This window comes from Aquisalinus flavus (genome assembly GCF_014640095.1).
GTDB classification, from domain to species: Bacteria; Pseudomonadota; Alphaproteobacteria; order Caulobacterales; family Parvularculaceae; genus Aquisalinus; species Aquisalinus flavus.
In genome coordinates this window covers 949,202-965,834 of sequence record NZ_BMGH01000001.1, presented here as the reverse complement: position 1 = coordinate 965,834, position 16,633 = coordinate 949,202, and the positions used below count along the sequence as shown (strand labels likewise).

The window sequence follows — 16,633 nt, the reverse complement described above, 5'->3', positions numbered from 1 at the left end:
TCTATCTAACCAACGCTACCTTCGAGGCTGACCTCGAGCAGCTTTTGCGCTTCTACGGCAAATTCCATCGGTAGTTGCTGGAGAACATCCTTGCAGAAACCGTTTACCAGAAGCGACACCGCCTCTTCCTCGTTCAGGCCGCGCTGCATGCAATAGAACAGCTGGTCTTCCGACAGGCGAGAAGTCGTTGCCTCATGCTCCAGCACCGCGCTGGAATTCTTCGCCTCGATATAGGGCACGGTGTGGGCACCGCACTGGTCACCGATCAACAGCGAATCGCACTGGGTGAAATTACGCACGCCTTCTGCCTTTCGGTGGACCGAAACGAGCCCGCGATAGGTCTGATCGGAGAAGCCGGCGGCGATGCCCTTGGAGATGATCCGGCTCGTCGTGTTCCTGCCGAGATGGATCATTTTTGTACCGGTGTCCGCCTGCTGATGATTATTGGTGATGGCGATGGAATAGAACTCGCCGACGCTGTTGTCACCGCGCAGGATGCAGGACGGGTATTTCCAGGTGACGGCAGAGCCGGTCTCGACCTGCGTCCACGAAATCTTCGAGCGCGCCTCGCGGCAGTCGCCGCGCTTGGTCACGAAATTATAGATACCGCCCTTGCCGTCCTTGTCGCCGGGATACCAGTTCTGGACGGTGGAATATTTGATCTCGGCATCTTCCAGCGCCACCAGCTCGACGACGGCAGCATGCAACTGGTTTTCGTCGCGCATCGGCGCGGTACAGCCCTCGAGGTAAGAAACGTAAGAGCCCTTGTCGGCGACGATCAGCGTGCGCTCGAACTGGCCGGTATTGGCCTCATTGATGCGAAAGTATGTCGACAGCTCCATCGGGCAGCGCACGCCGGGCGGCACATAGACGAAGGTGCCGTCGGAAAAGACCGCCGTGTTCAGCGTCGCGAAGAAATTGTCCGACGTCGGCACGACCGAGCCGATATATTTCTTGACCAGCTCTGGGTGCTCGCGGATCGCCTCGGAGATCGACATGAAGATGACGCCCGCCTTCTCCAGCTCCTTCTTGAAGGTGGTGGCAACGGAGACGCTATCGAAGACTGCATCGACGGCGACTTTCTGCCGCGCAACGCCCTCGCCGCCAACGCCGGCATCGGTGCGCGCCTCGCCGGGCGTCTGGCCAGCGCCCTCGACGCCGAGCAGCACTTCGGCTTCTCTCAACGGAATGCCGAGCTTCTCGAAATCGGCGAGTATTTCCGGCGGCACGTCGTCGATCGATTCATATTTCGACCCGGACTTCGGTGCGGAATAGTAGTAATGGTCCTGATAGTTGATGGCCGGATATTTGACATGGGCCCAGGTCGGCTCATCCATTTCCTTCCAGCGCGCAAATGCTTCCAGCCGCCAGTCGAGCATCCATTGCGGCTCGTCCTTCTTGGCGGAGATATAACGCACAGTGTCCTCGGTCAGGCCCTTGGGCGCCTTCTCGGATTCGATATTGGTGATGAAGCCGTGCTTGTAGGTCTCAAGCTCGCGGGTCATTTCGACCGTCGCCTGATCGATCCCTTCCTTCACGACTGTTTCTCTGGTCTGTGACATCTCAATCGTCCTTTACGCTGCGGTCGTTGCCGACTGGCTGGCGCGTTTTGTGGCGCGGGCATAGGCCGCGCTCCATTCCTTCAGAAATATCTCTGCCGCGTCGTCCGGCGTATCAAAACCGAGTGAGACCCGGATCGAGCATTCGGCCTCCTCTGAGCTTGCCCCCATCGCGGTCGTGACATGGCTCGCCGTCACCTTGCCCGAGGAACAGGCAGACCCCGCCGAGATCGCGATCCCGGCCAGGTCGAGCGCCATGATCTGGGTCTCGGCGCGGAAGCCCGGTGCGGCGAAGCAGGTCGTATTCGGCACGCGCGGGGCGTCCTCACCGAAGATCTTCAGCCCCGGAATATCCATCTGCTTCAGCCCGGCCTCGATCCGGTCGCGGATCGCCTCGAGCCTCTTGGCGCTATCAAGATCAATTTCGCGGGCCGCCGCCGAGAAGCCGGCAATGGTGATGATCCCTTCGGTCCCGGCCCGGCGGCTCATCTCCTGGCCGCCCCCTTGTACCAGCGGCGCGAGCGGCACGGCGGGCTTGCTCAGCAGCGCACCGGCCCCTTTCGGGCCGTTGATCTTGTGTGCCGACACGGCCATAAGATCGGCCTGCAAGTTGCTGAAACTGATCGGCATTTTACCAAACGCCTGCACGGCGTCGACGAACAGGTAGCCGCCCTTGGCAAAGATCGCCGACGTGATGCCGGAAACGTCCTGAATAACGCCGGTTTCATTGTTCGCCAGCATCAGGCAAACCATGAAAATGCCTTCCTTTTCCGGGGCATAATCAGCAAGCCGGGATTTCAGCCAATCCGTATCGGCGCGGCCATTCTCGAGCGTCGGTATGATTTCGAGATCGAGGCCTTGCTGTTCCAGCGCGCGTGCGCAGCGCAGGGTCGCATTGTGCTCGATGCCGGAGACGATCAGCCGGGTCACCGGCTGCTTCTCGCGGCGGGCGATGCCGTAGAGCGCCATGTTGATCGCCTCGGTGCCGCCGGAGGTGAAGATGATCCCCTCCTTCGGCGCATCGCAGGCAGCGGCGACATCGGCGCGCGCGGCCTCGATCAGCGCCTTGGCCTTGCGCCCTTCGGCGTGAACGGAAGACGGATTGCCGGCCTCCATCGCCGCGATCATTGCGTCTTTCACGGCCGGCTTGATCGGCGTCGTCGCATTATGGTCGAGAAACAATCTGCTCATTTCGCCACCTCCAGCGCCTCGACGGGCTCGCCGACCATGGCGCGGCCCAGCACCTTCTTGCCGGTGATATCGGCCAGCGTGACGGAGGACAGGAACACGTCGATATGGCGGCCAAGCTCGTCCCATAGATCATGGGTCAGGCAGCGGGCTGTCGTCCCGGCGCAGCCGATATGCTCGCCCGGCTGGCAGGCCGTGGTGCGAATCGGCTCATCGACCGCACGAACGATATCCGACACGCGGATCTGAGTCGGCGCGGCAGTCAGTACATAGCCGCCATTGGCCCCGCGACGGCTTTCGACCAGCCCGGCCTTGCGCAGCTTGGCGAAGAGTTGCTCGAGGAAGGTCGCCGAGATCACCTGCCGCGCCGCAATATCGGACAGCGCCACAGGTCCGTCATCGCCAAAGGCGGCGATATCGGCGAGCGCCGTCACGGCATAACGCGCTTTTGCAGTCAATTTCATCGGCACGACACTCCTTTAATGTGGGCAATGTCCGTCTTTTGTGGAAATCGGGAAAAAACGTGGTATAGCACCAGCTTCACCCTGCGCTTCCGTGATCGGGATGTAGGAAACCTGACCAGAACAGTCAACATTAACCAGCGGTTTATGAGCGAGTTTTCGGGCTTTGTCATCCCCAATCCTGACCAGGTCAGTCAGGCTGTCGCCCCTCAAATGCCGCACAGGTAAGATTCAATCATGCCAGAAGTTATCTTTGCCGGTCCGGAAGGCCGCCTGGAAGGCCGTTATCAGAAGGGAAAAGGGGAAAACGCGCCAATCGCGCTGATCCTGCATCCCCATCCCCAGTTCGGCGGCACCATGAACAACAAGCTGTGCTACGAAATGTATCACATGTTCGCCCGCCGCGGCTTTGCAGTCCTGCGCTTCAATTTCCGTGGCGTCGGCCGCTCCCAGGGCGAATACGACCAGGGCCAGGGCGAACTGTCCGATGCCGCGACAGCGCTCGACTACCTGCAATCGCTGAACCCGAACGCCCCTTTTGTCTGGGTCGCCGGCTTTTCCTTCGGCTCATGGATCGGCATGCAATTGCTGATGCGCCGGCCTGAGATTGTCGGCTTCATCTCGGCGTCGGCCTGCGCCAACCTGTACGACTTTACCTTCCTCGCGCCCTGCCCGTCCTCCGGCATCGTCATCCATGGCGAGCATGACCGCATCTGCGCGTGGCAGGAAACGGAAGACATGGTCGCCAAGACGCGCACCCAGAAGGGCCGCAAGGTCGAATTTTCCATGGTGCCCGGGGCGGACCACTTCTTCGAAAGCAATCTCGAGGACTATATGAAAGTCGCCGAAGGCTATCTCGACCGGCGGCTGAAGCAGCCGCCCGAAGGGGAATATTTCGACTAGTCAGCACCTGGCCAGCCATACGGCCAGAGGCTTGGGGTAAAACTGCGTCCGGGTCTTCCGGTGCGGACGCAAACCGGTCCATGATATCAGCCGGTATCAGTGACGGAGACGACATGAAGAAGCATTTCCTGGCGGGCGCTGCCCTGATCTTGCTGGCTGCCTGCAGCCAACCCACGGCAAAAGAGCAACCGGCGCAGGGGGCTGGCGCAGCCGGTCAGCAGATGTCCGGCGAGAACCAGGATACGAATCTCGTCCTGTTCCTCGACGCCGCCTGGGAAGAACAGCTCGCCCTGTCGCCGGAAAGCCAGACCTATTACGGTCGCAAGACGATGATGGACCAGTGGGACGAGCGCACGCCGGCCGCCGCGAACCGCCGCCGTGCGCTGCTGGAGCGGCAGATGCTGGCGCTGACATCGCAATTCCAGCGCGACGCCTTGAGCGAGGAAGGCAAGCTCAACTACGATCTCTTCCTCTACGACCTGCAACAGGAACTGGCGCTTGACGATTTCCGCAAGCACCGCTTCCCGCTGTCGCAGTTCCGCGGCATCCACTCCTCGATCCCGGTCTTCCTTGCCAACTACCACAAGGTCGAGACGGTGGAGGATGCCCAGAACTATATCCTGCGCGTCTCCAATATCGATACCGTACTCGACGAGGCGGCGAGCCAGATCGAGGCTGGCGGCAAGAATGGCTACACCCTGCCGGAGTTCTCCTATCCGCTGATCGCCGAGGCGGCACGCAACGTCATCACCGGCGCACCGTTCGACAATGGCGATGACTCGCCGATCCTCGCCGCCTTCAAGTCGAAACTCGCCAGCACAAACATCGGCGATGACGTCAAGACCCAATTGCTGGAAGACCTGCTCGGCACCCTGCCGGAGGTCGAGGCCGCCTATAGCGACTTCATTGCCAGGGTTGAGGCTGTAGGTGAGACGGTCGAGGGCAATTTCGGTGTCGGCGGGCCCAATGGCAGCAAGAACGGCGATGCCTATTACGCTGTTCTGCTGGAAAATTACACCACGACCGACATGACGGCAGACCAGATCCACGAGCTTGGCCTGTCGGAAGTTGCCCGCATCCATGAGGAAATGCACGCGATCATGACTGAAGTCGGCTTCGACGGCAGCCTGCAGGACTTCTTCAGCTATATGCGAACGAGCGAGGAATTCTACCTGCCGAACACGGATGAAGGCCGCGAGGCCTATCTGGAGCTGGCCCGAGGCTATACGGACAATATCCGCCCGCGCCTGCCAGACCTGTTCGTCACCCTGCCGAAGGCGCCGGTCGAGGTGCGCCGGGTCGAGCCGTTCCGCGAACGCGCCGCCGGCAAGGCGTTCTATAACCAGCCCGCGCCGGATGGCTCGCGGCCCGGTATTTTCTATGCCAACCTCGCTGATATGGGCCAGATGCCGACCTATCAGCTCGAGGCGCTCGTCTATCACGAGGCGATCCCCGGCCACCACATGCAGCGGGCAATCCAGATCGAGATGGAAGGCCTGCCGAAGTTCCGCCAGTTCGGCGGCTTTACGGCCTATACGGAGGGATGGGGTCTCTATTCCGAATATCTCGGCAAGGATCTCGGTTTCTATGAGGACCCCTATTCGGATTTCGGCCGCCTTGCCATGGAGCTGTGGCGCGCCGCCCGTCTCGTCGTCGATACCGGCCTTCACTCGAAAGGCTGGGAGATGCAGCAAGCGATCGACTATCTGATCGCGAATACGCCGAACCCGGAGGGCGACTGCGTCAAGGCGATCGAACGTTACATCGTCTTGCCCGGCCAGGCGACGGCCTATAAAATCGGCATGAACAAGCTGCTGGACTTGCGTGCCAGGGCCCAGGACGCGCTTGGCGATGATTTCGACATTGCCGAATTCCACGACCGCATCCTCACCGCCGGTCCCGTTCCGCTCGAAATCCTCGAGCGTCGCGTCGATGAATGGATCATGAGCGAAAAACTCTGAAGGTTACCTGAACAGGGGATAGTCAACCCGCGCCGAGCAGATCATGATTTCCCGAACACGGAGATCGAGATCATGCGTCTGATGCTGGCAGCCCTTGTCGCTGCAGGACTTACCCTGAACTATCACGCAATTGCTGCCACGCAGGACATGCAATCGGCATTCAACCGGGTGAGTGAGTGTAACGGCACCACCGCCGGTGGCGTCGCGCTTGGAAAGATCATGGCAGAGGATCTGCGGGCAATGGGCAAGGAAGACGGTGTCGATGCCATGGAAGTGAACATCGCATCCCTGGAGAATACCAAGGAAATTTTCGACGAGGGACCCGATGCCTTCAAGGCGGTGATCCCGAACCTGGATTTGCCGCAAGGCCAGGAATACTTCGACACCGCCTATTCGAAATTCATGTCCCTGTCAGACGCGGACTATCAAACCAAGGTCACTTTCTGGGTGCCGAACGCTGCCGTAGACCATGATTATTGCCTCCCCTCCTTCGACATATTGTTCGAAGAATATAACCGGATCGTCGGCGGCCTTTAGTCAGGACGCAGCCAGCGCATCGCGATAGCGGCGGCTGACCGGCACTTCCTCGCCGGACTGAAGGATGGCGATCTGGTCGCCCTCGCCTGTCGGTCGCACCTCCCGAAGCCGCGCCCTGTTGACCAGCCATGACCGGTGGGTGCGGACGATATCCGTGCCGGCCGCCTGTAATTGTTCATCGAGGGCGGTCAGGCTGATCCGGGCGAGATGCACCGTGCCGCCGGCACTGATCTCGACATAATTGCCCGCCGCCCGGGCCCAGTCGACACGCTGCGCATCGAGGAAGATGGTGCTGCCGCCGCTTTTCAGGGTGATGCGGCTCGACCGGCGCGCCTCGGTCCGGGCAGTCTGCACTTCCCGGCGTAAATCGGCCATGTGCCGGAAAGCATAGATGACTGCGAGGTAGAGCGTGAAGGTCAGCAGGTCCTTGCGATACTCGTACAGCATCTCCAGCCAGAAGCCGCCCGCCCGGTTGAAGCTATAGAGCCCCTCGAAAATCAAAGGATACAAGACCTTCCGGATCGCGACCATGCCGGCAATATGGATCGCCGACCAGATCAGCGAAGCCAGCGCGTAGATCGGTATAATCCTTTTCCAATCTTGCAGCGATAGTGGCCAGCGCCGCGTCAGCCACAACAGGACCGGAAACAGGGCGAACAGGACGACGATGCTGGAGCCGTCGAACAGCACGAATTGTTGCCAGCGCCCCGGCTCGCCGGCATAGGTGCCGTCGGTCATCTCCGAGACGATATCGACTATGAAGAAGCCAAGCGTAATGATCACGACGGCGACCCACGCCCAGATATCCGTGCGCCGGTCGCGCGCCTGCTCGGCCTGTAGCTGCGGGTGATGCCTTTGCTCTGTCATGTGCTGATAATCGCGCGGGTCGGCCGTGGCGGGCAAGAAAAAGCGCGCCAATTTCGTCCCTCGGCACCCTCCATTCGTCCCATCAGCCTCAAATCCGACCCCTGATTAATGACAAACCCGACGATCGTCCCTGCGGGCCGCTCTCCGAACCGTCCGGAATGACATGGCCGGCGACACGGCATGTGATGGACCAAAGGAGAAGTCTCATGTCCCTCGCAAATCCCTCCGCCAATACCCGGACCAACGCTCGCCGCTACGATCTCGACTGGCTGCGTGTCATCGCCTTCGGCGTCCTCATCTTCTACCATATCGGCATGTTCTACGTGACGTGGGACTGGCATGTGAAAAGCCCCCATGCGAGCACCGCGCCTGAATTCGCGATGATGCTGGTCAATCCGTGGCGGCTGGCGCTGCTCTTCCTGATTTCCGGTATCGCGCTGCGCCATGTCACCGACAAGGGCGCCCTCGCCAGTTTTTCGGGCAGGCGCACCTTGCGCCTGATCCTGCCAATCCTCTTCGGCATGGCTGTCGTCGTTGCCCCGCAAAGCTATTACCAGCTGCGCCAGGCCGGCGTGATCGAGGCAGGCTTCGGTGCCTTCTATGCCGACTATCTCAGCTTCGATGCCGGCGTGATGGAGCGCTGGCAGCTGATCGTGCCAACCTGGAACCATCTCTGGTATGTCGTCTACCTCCTGGTTTACACGTGGATCGTCATCTTGCTGATCAAGCCACTCAGGGCGCTCTCCCGACAGGCCGACCGCCTGCCGGCGAAAGCCTGGCCGCTAATTCTGGTCGTGCCCGCCCTGCCCTTCGTCCTCTATCGCTTCACCCTCGTGCCGTATTTCGAGACGACCCATGACCTTGTCTGGGACTGGGCCAATCACGCCAACTCGCTGACCGTCCTGCTGCTCGGTTTCTTGCTGGCAAAGAACGAAGGCTTCTGGCGGGCCGTGCGTCTGGCGCTGCCGGTCACGCTCGTACTCGTCGTGCTCTGCACCTTTGCCTTTTCCCATTTCTGGCAGGAGACAGTCCTGTTGGGTCTTCTGGAAAACAATCCCTCGATGCTGGCAGCCATCCAGTCACTCCGGGTGCTGTATGCCTGGTGGGTGATCCTCGCCATCCTCGGGCTCGGCCAGCGCTTCCTCGATCGGGACAGCCCGGCGCGGCGCTACATGTCCGACATGATCTTTGCCTGGTACATCCTGCACCAGACGATCACCGTCGCAGCCGGATATTATCTCGCGAAGATAGCCCTGCCCGCCGGGCTGGAATTCGCCTTGCTGTCAGCCGCGACCATTCTCGGTTGCCTCGCCGGAGCTGAAGCCATTCGCCGCTCCGTCATCCTGCGTCCCTTCTTCGGGATGCGGCTGGCCGGCCATGCACCTATTGCCACGGCGCGCGGTGGTGATGCCCGCCAGTCAGCGCGTGAGGCACCCGCGTCGTCTTCGGCCAGCTGAGCGGCAGCTTCTTCAGCGAGCGCACGGCGAGATAGGCAAAACACTCCGCTTCCAGATGATCGCCGCGCCAGCCGACATCCTCCGCCGGCCGGACCGGGGCGTCCAGCCGGTCGGCGAGCATGGCCATCAGCACGGGATTATGGCGCCCGCCCCCGACCACGATCCACTCTTCCGGCGGTGCCGGCAGCAGCGACATCGAACGCTTGATGCATTCCGCCGTAAACGCCGTCAGCGTCGCCGCACCATCCTCGACGCTCATCTCCCTGACAGCATCATACTTGAAATCATAGCGATCGAGAGACTTTGGCGGCTTGCGGCGCAGATACGGGTTCAGCGCCATCAGCCGCACCGTGTCCTCTTCGACCGACCCGGCGGCAGCGAGCGCTCCGTCCGTGTCCATCGCCTCGCCGGTCTTCAGGTCAACCCACTGGTCGACCAGCCCGTTACCCGGCCCGCAATCGAACGCGATCATATCCGCCGGATTGGCGCCTGCGGGAATGAAGGTCAGATTTGAGACGCCGCCGAGATTCAGCACACAGAGCGGATGATCGCGCTGCAGACCCTTCGCCAGCGCAGCATGATAGGCGGGCGCCAGCGGCGCGCCCTCGCCGCCAGCGGCCATGTCCGCCATGCGGAATTGATCGACGACATCGATGCGCAATTCCTTGGCCATGACGTCGCCGGAGCCGATCTGCCAGGTCCTGCCCTTGCTCGCGCTGTCGAGCGGCGGGCGGTGCAGGATGGTCTGGCCATGAAAGCCGATGACATCGATCTCGTCGCGGGTCAGGTGGTTGTGCTCCATCAACCGCTGGACGGCATGGATGTGGGAGGTGGTCACCTCGTCTACCGCTTTGGCGATCTCCTCGCCCCCTTCACGCCCTTCCAGCGCCGCCTTGATCGCCCGGCGCACCCAGATCTTGGCGTCGCGCTCATAGGGGTAGCTGAGCACCGGGCCCCAGTCATGGATCTTGTAACCATCGGTTTTGATGACAGCCACATCGATCCCGTCGAGCGACGTGCCGCTCATCAGGCCGATCGCTGTCATGATGCGTTCTGTCAGGCTCATTGTCAGTCCGGGGCTATCCTTGCGTCAACGCATGATACTGCGCGTTGCCGCCGGAAAACAATGCGCTCCCGCCTGTTACAACCGGTTATGTCTCAAATAGCTCCCCGTTCTGGACCTGCCAGCCGGTATCGCCTATAGCCATCCGGATCATTCCGGAAGGCAAGACGATGAGCGAGTTCAAATCAGATTTCCTGCGCATCCTGTCGGAGCGCGGCTTCATCCATCAGGGCACCAACATGGACGCGCTGGATGCCCTCGCGGCAAGGGAGTCGATCACCGGCTATATCGGCTTCGACGCGACGGCGACGAGCCTGCACGCAGGCTCGCTCGTGCAGATCATGCTGCTCTACTGGCTGCAGCAGACCGGTCACCGGCCAATTGCGCTGATGGGCGGCGGCACGACGAAAGTCGGCGATCCGACCGGCAAGGATGAACAGCGCAAGCTGCTGACCGACGCCGATATCGAGCGCAATATCACGGGCATCAAGCAGGTCTTCAACAAGTTCCTGACCTTTGGCGACGGCAAGGGCGCCCCTGAAAAAAATTGGGCCGTCATGGTCAATAATGACGACTGGCTGTCGCAGCTAGGCTATGTCGAGTTCCTGCGCGATTACGGGGTTCATTTCACCATCAACCGCATGCTGGCTTTCGACTCGGTCAAGCTGCGGCTGGAGCGGGAAAGCCCGATGACGTTCCTCGAATTCAACTACATGCTAATGCAGGCCTATGATTTCCTGGAGCTGCAGAGGCGCCATGGCTGCGTGTTGCAGATGGGCGGCTCGGACCAATGGGGCAATATCGTCAACGGCGTCGAGCTGTGCCGCCGCGTCGCGGCTGCCGCGGGCGATGACTCCGAACAGGTCTTCGGCGTGACCACGCCGCTGCTGACCACCGCCTCCGGCAGGAAGATGGGCAAGACCGAAGGCGGCGCCATCTGGCTGAACGCCGACATGCTGAGCCCGTATGACTACTGGCAATACTGGCGCAACACAGAGGACGCCGATGTCGGGCGTATGCTGGCGCTCTTCACCGCCATGCCGATGGACGAGGTCCGCCGGCTTGCCACGCTGGAAGGGGCAGAGGTCAACGATGCCAAGAAGGTACTGGCGACGGAAGTGACCGCCATGCTGCACGGGCGCGAAGCAGCGGAAGACGCCGCGGAGACCGCGCGGCGCACATTCGAGGAAGGCTCGTCTGCCGGCAATCTGCCCTCGGTCGATGTCACCCCGTCCGCTCTGGCGGAGGGTCTGCACCTGCTCGATCCGTTCCTCGAGACCGGGCTCATCGCCTCGAAAGGTGAAGGCCGACGTCACATCAAGGCCGGTGCCTTGCGCATCAATGACGAGGCCCTGTCAGAGGAGCGTCCTCTGGGCACGGATGACGTCAGGGACGGCGCGATCAAGCTGTCCATCGGCAAGAAGAAACACGCCCTGGTCAGGATCGCGGGCTAAACCTTCCCTCACAGCCCGGCGGGATCAGTATCCGGCCTGTTCCAGCTGCTCGCGGAAGACAGCCAGATTGTCGCGCAGCAGCTTCATCTGTTCGGCGCTCGCCGTGTACTGTCTTTTCGGTCCGGTCGCCTGCGCCTGCTTCTCCGCTGCCTCGACCGCCTCATCCAGCAATTCCGCCGTCGACGGCTGGCCGCCCCGGATCGGTTCGAAGATGCGCCTGAAAATTCCCGGGGTGAACAGCGACAGGGCATTCACCGTGACCGTCGGCCCGGCGACCGGTCCGTCGATCATGTAAGAGAATGCCACGACGCCCTCGCCCTTGCGCGAAACCAGCAGCTCGCCGAAGCCGGGAATATTGCCGAGCATGGAATTGACGCCATAGGCAGGGGCAACGGCACCGTTGAGATCGAAGGAATCCTTGGAAAAATCGACATTGCCGCCGACGGATACGCCGAGAGACGGCCCGGTCGCGCGGGCATCGATGATGCTCATCTCACCCTCATCATACTGAACATCGGCGATGACTTCGGTGAATTCGATACCCTCGCCGGAGAGTATATCCGACAGACCGGTCAGAGATCCGGCCGAGAGAAGGCGCGCTATCAGCGGTGCATTGGCAACGCGGAAATCCTGCGCCGTCAACGTACCGGCGACGGGCCCATCGGTCAGCAGCGTTGCGCGATAGGCCGCCGTGCCACCCTGGATAGACGAGATATCGAACAGGCCGCCGGCAACGGCACCGAGATTGTCCGTCTCGACCACCAGTTCGCGGCCAATATTCTGCTCGCTGTTCTCCAGCGTGACAACGAATGCGCCCTCACCGGCAAAATCACCTGACATGGCAATATCGCTCAGACTGCCGCCAGAGCGCGACAGAAGCGCGTCGTAGCCATTGACGATGACATCCTTTTTCAGTTCGAGCCGGTCGAGCTTGACCGACAGGCGCACATCATCGGGCAGTATGGCGTTACCGCCTTCTGCACCGCCCCCTGTAAACAGGTTGTCGCCGAAAAGGTCGATATTGGCATAGGCGCCATGGATATTGGCCGCGATTATTTCATCCTGCCGGGCAAGGCCGATCCTGAGGTCGGCGCGGTCGCGAATGAAGAGCCTTTTGATCGATACCTCCACCAGTTCCCCGTCGGGCTCCAGCTCGACGCTGCCGAATATGTCGAGGTCGTCCGTGTCGAGACTGATCCTGGTGATGTCCCAATTGCTACCCTCGACGCCTTCCGCGGGGGGCACCAGCGCGATATCGAGCGCCCCGCGTGCCCCGGCTGCCTTGTTATAGTTCAGCATGTCGAGGCTGATCTGGGCGTCAGTGAGGTTGGCGCTGAGCGCGATATCGTCATAGACGTCACCCGTCTGATGCGCCGTCAGCCGGAACGGCACCTGCCCGCGCAGGTACTGGCGCAGGGAAATGCCGAAATCGTCCGCACTTTGCGAGTCGAGCGTCCCCGTCGCGACAAGGTTGATGTCCGGCACCTCCTCGAAAGTCCGGGTCCAGACATAGTCGACCGGCAGTCCGATCAATGCCGCATTGCCGGCGACCCGCATGCCCTGCTTGTCCAGTTCGAGCGTGCCGTCGGCCCGCTCGACATCGTAGGTCCCGACTATGTCCTCGATCGAGACATCCGTGAAGGTACCGGCACCGGAGAACTCGTAATCCTCCTCCGGCACATAGGTCAGCTGGGGCCGCATCATCTCGAAATCGAAGGTCGCGTTCCCGGCAAACCGGTCCGCCGAAAAGCCTGCCTGTTCAAGGAAGCGCAACGGCTCCTCGTCAATGATCGACAGGATATCCTGAAGATCGCCCTCCAGCGTCGCCCGGAAATAGGCGGGTGCCCCCTTGGGCATGAAGGCCGGAATATCGACCTCGCCCTTGGGCACGTTGACAGCACCGATGCGGGCGGTATCGGTCGACAGATAGAATGAATTGCCCTTCAGGATGCCGCTGCCCCGGGCGCCGGTGATCGGCGTCATGCCCGGGACGTAATAGGCGGTCGCGCGATCAAAGGCGAAGGACAGGGTCATCATCTCTTCGCCGAGCGCCGTTTCCGGCTTGATCGCGCCGCGCGGCATGTCCATGACGAAATCGATCTTGCTGATACGGGCGGACGGCAATTGCTCGTCGATCCACAGCCTTGCATCGGGCGCCAGGATCACCGGCCAGCCGCGCAGCACTTCCTGCGGCGACAGGGTGCCGGTGATGGACGCATCGGCGATCACGCCTGTCGACTGCCCGTCCTCCTGTGGCAGCAGGATCTGCATCGAGCCGTCAATGGTTTCACCGAAATAGCTGGCTGTGAGCTGATCGACGATCAGATGCAGTCCGGGGACATCGAAGCGCCCGGCAAAGTCACTTTCACCGATCGACAGCGGCTCTGCCGTGATGCCAGGCAGATCAACGACGAGGTTCTGGGCCGCGAGGTTGAACTCGACCGTTTCCGGCTCCAGCCCCGCCCCGTCCTCGACGGCACCAAGGCTGACGAAGCCGCGCAGGTTTCCTTCATTGCCGCGGATCGAGTAATCGAACTCGTCAATGGAAAAGGTCCGCCGTTCGGGCAGATAATCTGCCTGCAGCATGATCTGGGAGATCGGAATGGCCATGTCGCCGAGGCGCAGATCGCCATCAGTCATGGTCAGATCGATGCGGCTTGACTGGATCTCGCCGGCGAAATCCGCGATTGCCTCGATACTGCCGGAAAGGGTCGCGTTGATACGTTCGCCCATGCTGCGACCGGCAACCATGCTGACAAGGTTGGAGACGGGCGCGGACCGCGCCGTTACCTTGAAGGTCAATTGCTCACGCCGTTCGTTGAGGCTGCCGTTCAACCGCAGCCACGCTTCCTCGCCCTCGACACGGAATGAGGCATCGAGAGACATGTCGAAACCGGTCGTGGTTTTCCAGACTTCGGCCTTGGCGCCGCTGGTGCGCCAGACTTGGCCGGTCATGTTATCGGTGAAGGTCACCGTCGTGTCGTTCAGGATGGCCCCCTCGAACAAGGAGTCGGGCGCCGACCCGCCGCTGCCGGCGAACAGGCTGTCGAGAAAATTCCCGCTTTCGGCGATATCCTCTTCCGACTGCTGGCGGATGATACCGAAATCGATGCGGCCCTCCTCGGTGCGCGTCACCGACAGGACGGCGCCGGCAATATCCACATAGCGCGGCGTCGCACGGCCCCGGATGAGATCGCCGGTGCGCAGGCGAAAAGCGACCTGCGGCAGTTCTAGCATCTCCTGACCTTCAGGGCCCGAAACGATCAGGTTCTCGGCCACGATCCGCAAGGGTCCGGCCTTTCCCTCTCCTGCATCGATATCCCGCTGAAGGCGCAGCGAGCCGATCACGACATCGCTGCCATCGCTCAGGCGTTTTTCAAAAGCATAGGAAAGCGGTGCAGACATCAGGTCGAGCGACAGGCCGCCATGGGAGATTTTCCAGTGAGCGAAAAAGGCAAGCCCCGCCAGCAAGGCGATGCACAGTGCCAGGCCCTCAAAAAAGAGGAGACAAGCTTTACCCAGTTTCGCTTTCATCTGTTTCCGCCCAATGTGCCGCGCCCTGTGCCGCCGCACGTAACCGTGTGATACTAAAACAGTCTTGGCGTCATGCCGCAACTGCGGAAAAACCGGCCCTTTGTCGGCCCGATGCCTGTCACAGCGCCTCTATTGGCTGGTCGCCACAAGCGACCCGCTTATATCCTCACCAGTGATCGACCATGTTGTGGAGGATGATGCATGACCAAACCGGAAACCGGCGACAAGGCACCTGATTTTTCCCTAGCAAGGGATGACGGCAAAACTGTGTCATTATCCGACTATGCCGGTCGTACGCTCGTTCTTTACTTCTATCCCAAGGACGACACGCCCGGCTGCACGAAACAGGCGCTCGGCTTTACCGGGCGCGTGAAGGACTTCGAGGAGGCCGGCGCGGTCATTCTCGGCGTCTCCAGGGACACCGTCGCCAAGCACGAGAAGTTCAAGCAGAAACATGAGTTGGGGATCGATCTGGCGTCCGATCCGGACGGCGGGACGATTGAGGCCTATGGCTCTTGGGTCGAGAAGAGCATGTATGGCAAAAAATATATGGGCATCGACCGGTCGACATTCCTGATCGACGGCAAGGGCATGGTACGCGAGATCTGGCGCAAGGTGAAGGTGCCGGGCCATGTCGATGCCGTTCTGGAAGCCGCCAGGGCTCTTTCCTGATCGCGATCAGAGGAAAACCGAGATTGGAGGGAATCCAGCAGTGACCAGTATCTTCGATGCCGCGATAAGCGTCGTCAGGGCAGATGATGCCAGCGAGAAAGCGAGGGCCGGCCGCGAAGTCCACGACAATTGGGTGGCGGGCAGGCTCGACATGAACCCGGGCAGCAATGCGCTGCCAGACCGTCCCGGACGACCGGAAAAACCTGAACTCGTGCCTCCAGCGCAGGTACCGCGCCGACGCGCCGGCACGCCCGAGGGTCGCGTCGCCCTCCTCCATGCGCTGACGCATATCGAACTGAATGCCATCGACCTTGCCTTTGACATGATTGCCCGGTTTGGCCCGGATGTGGCGGACGATCTGAGGCACGAATTTATCACTGACTGGCTGACCGTCGGGGATGATGAATGCCGTCACTTCCTGATGATCGCAGACCGGCTTCAGGGGCTCGGCTCGTCCTATGGCGCCCTGCCCGCCCATGACGGCTTGTGGGAAGCGGCCCTGAAAACCGCCGACGATGTCATGGCCCGCCTCGCCATCGCGCCCCTGGTGCTGGAAGCGCGTGGCCTCGACGTCACGCCGCAGATGATCGACAGCCTGCGCCATGCGGGGGATGCGACCAGCGCCCAGCTGCTCTCGGTCATTTATGAGGATGAGATTTCCCATGTCGCCATCGGCGCGCGCTGGCTGAAGGAGTTGTGCAGCCGGGCCGGGTTAGACCCGCGCGAACGCTTCCAGGACTATGTCCGCAAGCGCTTTCAGGGCGGATTGAAACAGCCTTTCAACCACGACGCCCGTGAAATGGCCGGCTTCGAACGAAATTTTTACCTTAATCTGTCAGACTAAATTTGTTGTAAGTTGCGTAGAACGCCTTGCTGTGGCCTGTATGCCGCAGGCAGATATTACTTTTCGCACAGAAATTTAGTTAATGGCGTCATATCCCTGTTGCGCTTTTTTGCCATATTTGTTGCAATGTAAC

The 16,633-nt window shown here is 61.1% G+C and carries 13 protein-coding genes; 7 read left to right on the top strand and 6 right to left on the bottom strand.

Features of this window, described 5'->3' with window-relative positions:
- Positions 1 to 5: 5 nt before the first annotated feature.
- The 3 genes from sufB to IEV88_RS04325 all read right to left on the bottom strand — a co-directional run bounded on the left by sufB (position 6) and on the right by IEV88_RS04325 (position 3,211).
- Positions 6 to 1,505 (bottom strand): Fe-S cluster assembly protein SufB, encoded by a 1,500-nt coding sequence (gene sufB / locus IEV88_RS04335; RefSeq protein ID WP_373291176.1) that lies wholly within the window; start codon positions 1,503 to 1,505, stop codon positions 6 to 8.
- A 69-nt stretch (positions 1,506 to 1,574) separates the two neighbouring features.
- Positions 1,575 to 2,750 (bottom strand): cysteine desulfurase family protein, encoded by a 1,176-nt coding sequence (locus tag IEV88_RS04330; protein WP_188160042.1) that lies wholly within the window; start codon positions 2,748 to 2,750, stop codon positions 1,575 to 1,577.
- A complete protein-coding gene (locus IEV88_RS04325; RefSeq protein ID WP_188160041.1) occupies positions 2,747 to 3,211 on the bottom strand; it encodes an Rrf2 family transcriptional regulator in 465 nt (154 codons plus the stop codon). The genes IEV88_RS04330 and IEV88_RS04325 overlap by 4 nt, the downstream gene beginning before the upstream one ends.
- Before the next feature lie 234 nt (positions 3,212 to 3,445).
- Between IEV88_RS04325 and IEV88_RS04320 the strand changes: the two genes are divergently transcribed.
- From IEV88_RS04320 to IEV88_RS04310, 3 genes are all read left to right on the top strand, one after another.
- A complete protein-coding gene (locus IEV88_RS04320; RefSeq protein WP_188160040.1) occupies positions 3,446 to 4,111 on the top strand; it encodes an alpha/beta hydrolase in 666 nt (221 codons plus the stop codon).
- Between the two features lie 113 nt (positions 4,112 to 4,224).
- Positions 4,225 to 6,072 carry a DUF885 domain-containing protein gene (locus IEV88_RS04315; RefSeq protein ID WP_188160039.1) on the top strand — a complete coding sequence of 616 codons (1,848 nt, stop codon included), beginning with the start codon at positions 4,225 to 4,227 and terminating at the stop codon, positions 6,070 to 6,072.
- Positions 6,073 to 6,144: 72 nt separating this feature from the next.
- The gene (locus IEV88_RS04310; RefSeq protein ID WP_188160038.1) at positions 6,145 to 6,609 is read left to right on the top strand and encodes a hypothetical protein; all 465 of its coding nucleotides are present in this window, start codon (positions 6,145 to 6,147) and stop codon (positions 6,607 to 6,609) included.
- Here the strand turns inward: IEV88_RS04310 and IEV88_RS04305 are convergent, their stop codons facing one another.
- Entirely contained in the window at positions 6,610 to 7,527 is a 918-nt protein-coding gene (locus IEV88_RS04305) for a LytTR family DNA-binding domain-containing protein (protein WP_188160037.1), read from the bottom strand. It abuts the gene before it with no gap.
- 155 nt (positions 7,528 to 7,682) lie between these two features.
- On the opposite strand from IEV88_RS04305, the gene IEV88_RS04300 reads away from it, so the two are divergent.
- Complete coding sequence (locus IEV88_RS04300; RefSeq protein ID WP_188160036.1) at positions 7,683 to 8,933, top strand: acyltransferase family protein; 1,251 nt, start codon at positions 7,683 to 7,685, stop codon at positions 8,931 to 8,933.
- Here the strand turns inward: IEV88_RS04300 and IEV88_RS04295 are convergent.
- Positions 8,860 to 9,999 (bottom strand): anhydro-N-acetylmuramic acid kinase, encoded by a 1,140-nt coding sequence (locus IEV88_RS04295; RefSeq protein ID WP_206711344.1) that lies wholly within the window; start codon positions 9,997 to 9,999, stop codon positions 8,860 to 8,862. The two genes, IEV88_RS04300 and IEV88_RS04295, sit on opposite strands and share 74 nt — an antisense overlap.
- Before the next feature lie 167 nt (positions 10,000 to 10,166).
- On the opposite strand from IEV88_RS04295, the gene tyrS reads away from it, so the two are divergent.
- Positions 10,167 to 11,450: a tyrosine--tRNA ligase gene (tyrS, locus tag IEV88_RS04290; RefSeq protein ID WP_188160035.1), complete on the top strand. Its 1,284-nt coding sequence runs from the start codon at positions 10,167 to 10,169 to the stop codon at positions 11,448 to 11,450.
- Between the two features lie 24 nt (positions 11,451 to 11,474).
- Here the strand turns inward: tyrS and IEV88_RS04285 are convergent, their stop codons facing one another.
- Positions 11,475 to 14,984, bottom strand: coding sequence for a YhdP family protein (locus tag IEV88_RS04285; protein WP_188160034.1), 3,510 nt, complete (start codon positions 14,982 to 14,984; stop codon positions 11,475 to 11,477).
- Positions 14,985 to 15,185: 201 nt separating this feature from the next.
- Between IEV88_RS04285 and bcp the strand changes: the two genes are divergently transcribed.
- Together bcp and IEV88_RS04275 are read left to right on the top strand one after the other, a co-directional pair.
- Positions 15,186 to 15,656 carry a thioredoxin-dependent thiol peroxidase gene (gene bcp, locus IEV88_RS04280; RefSeq protein ID WP_188160033.1) on the top strand — a complete coding sequence of 157 codons (471 nt, stop codon included), beginning with the start codon at positions 15,186 to 15,188 and terminating at the stop codon, positions 15,654 to 15,656.
- Positions 15,657 to 15,696: 40 nt separating this feature from the next.
- Positions 15,697 to 16,500 carry a ferritin-like domain-containing protein gene (locus IEV88_RS04275; protein ID WP_206711343.1) on the top strand — a complete coding sequence of 268 codons (804 nt, stop codon included), beginning with the start codon at positions 15,697 to 15,699 and terminating at the stop codon, positions 16,498 to 16,500.
- The last annotated feature ends 133 nt before the right edge of the window (positions 16,501 to 16,633 follow it).